Source organism: [Clostridium] symbiosum ATCC 14940 (genome assembly GCF_000466485.1).
Lineage (GTDB): Bacteria > Bacillota > Clostridia > Lachnospirales > Lachnospiraceae > Otoolea > Otoolea symbiosa.
In genome coordinates, this window is record NZ_KE993009.1 from 1 (window position 1) to 1,345 (window position 1,345).

Below are 1,345 nucleotides of genomic sequence, written 5' to 3' on the forward strand. Positions count from 1 at the left end.
GGACGCGTCCTCCTAACCTCAGTTAAATCTCCATCTTTCATCCCCCTCTCAAGTATGGTAAAATAATAAAGTGAAATTTTACATGAAAAGGACTTACTTATATGATTACAATAGAGATAAACCACTTTGATCTGCGGCAAATCGCCGGGTCCGGCCAGTGTTTCCGCATGAACTGCCTGGAACCGGGACTGTATTCGGCCGTGAGCAGGGGCCGGTATTTGGAAATCTCACAGGAAGGGCAGCAGTTTCATTTTCATTGCCCTGATGAGGATTATCCGTTCTGGCACCATTACTTTGATTTGAATACCGATTACGGTGCTTTCCTGTCTTCTGTCAAAAAGCGCGACCACTATCTTCAGAACGCTGCCAATGCAGGCAGCGGTATCCGTATTCTGAACCAGGATGCCTGGGAAATGATTATTACTTTCATTATCTCCCAGCAGAGGACTATACCAAAAATACGGGAGGCAGTGGAGAACTTAAGCCGTCTGTACGGCGAAGAAAAGCATTGTACTTTTCCCGGCGGGAAAACCGTTGTATATTTTTCCTTTCCTACTCCGGCCCAATTAAAAAAGGCCTCCTTAGAAGACCTTCAGTCATTAAAGCTGGGCTACCGGGCCCGCTATATCCACCGTATCTGCCTCGATGCCGATAACGGTACACTGGATTTGAACCGGCTTTCCGCCATGGGCTACCGGGATGCCATGGAATATCTGTCAGGTTTTTACGGCATTGGAACAAAGGTAGCCAACTGTATCTGCCTATTCGGCCTTCATCACATCGAGGCCTTCCCTGTCGATACCTGGATACAGCAGATACTGACAAACCATTACTACCGTAAAAAATACGATGCGCTGCCTAAAAGCCGCCTGTATGAGACAATGGTGCAGGAGAATTTCGGGAAATACAAAGGCTATGCCGGAGTAATGCAGCAATACATATTCTATTATGAAAGGACTGTTTTACACGGCAGAAGCTCCTGAGCCGGGAACTTATCACAGGTTCAGCAGAACCAGGGCCGCAAGAATCAGGCCGCACCCATACACCTGGCGTCTGGTCATCTTATCCTTTAAAAGCAGTACGCTCACAAAGCTGACAATCAGGATGGTTCCCACGCTGAAACAGGGATAAACAAGGTAAGCAGGGAGTCTGGTGACGGCCGCCAGAAGCAGAGACGTGGAAAAATAATTGGGAATCCCCACAAAAATTCCGCTGATAAAATCTGCCGCACTCATTTTTCTGTTTACACTGAACCGTTCCCTCATCATCGGAATCAGGCTGAGAACCAGTGCCGTCAGGAAGGTGTAAAATAAGGTTCTATACTGAATGTTGGGGTGTGCTGAAA

Annotated in this window: 2 protein-coding genes; one reads left to right on the forward strand and one right to left on the reverse strand. The window is 47.3% G+C overall.

The window, feature by feature from the left end; translation table 11 throughout:
* Positions 1-101 precede the first annotated feature (101 nt).
* Positions 102-983, forward strand: coding sequence for a DNA-3-methyladenine glycosylase family protein (locus CLOSYM_RS18625; protein WP_009297889.1), 882 nt, complete (start codon positions 102-104; stop codon positions 981-983).
* Positions 984-995: 12 nt separating this feature from the next.
* On the opposite strand, the gene CLOSYM_RS18630 is transcribed toward CLOSYM_RS18625, so the two are convergent.
* Positions 996-1,345: EamA family transporter (locus CLOSYM_RS18630; RefSeq protein ID WP_021643341.1), on the reverse strand; the 350-nt coding region annotated here is incomplete at its 5' end.

Coding starts and splice junctions, on each gene's coding strand:
- CLOSYM_RS18625 (WP_009297889.1), top strand. CDS start 102: ATGATTACAATAGAGATAAACCACTTTGATCTGCGGCAAATCGCCGGG.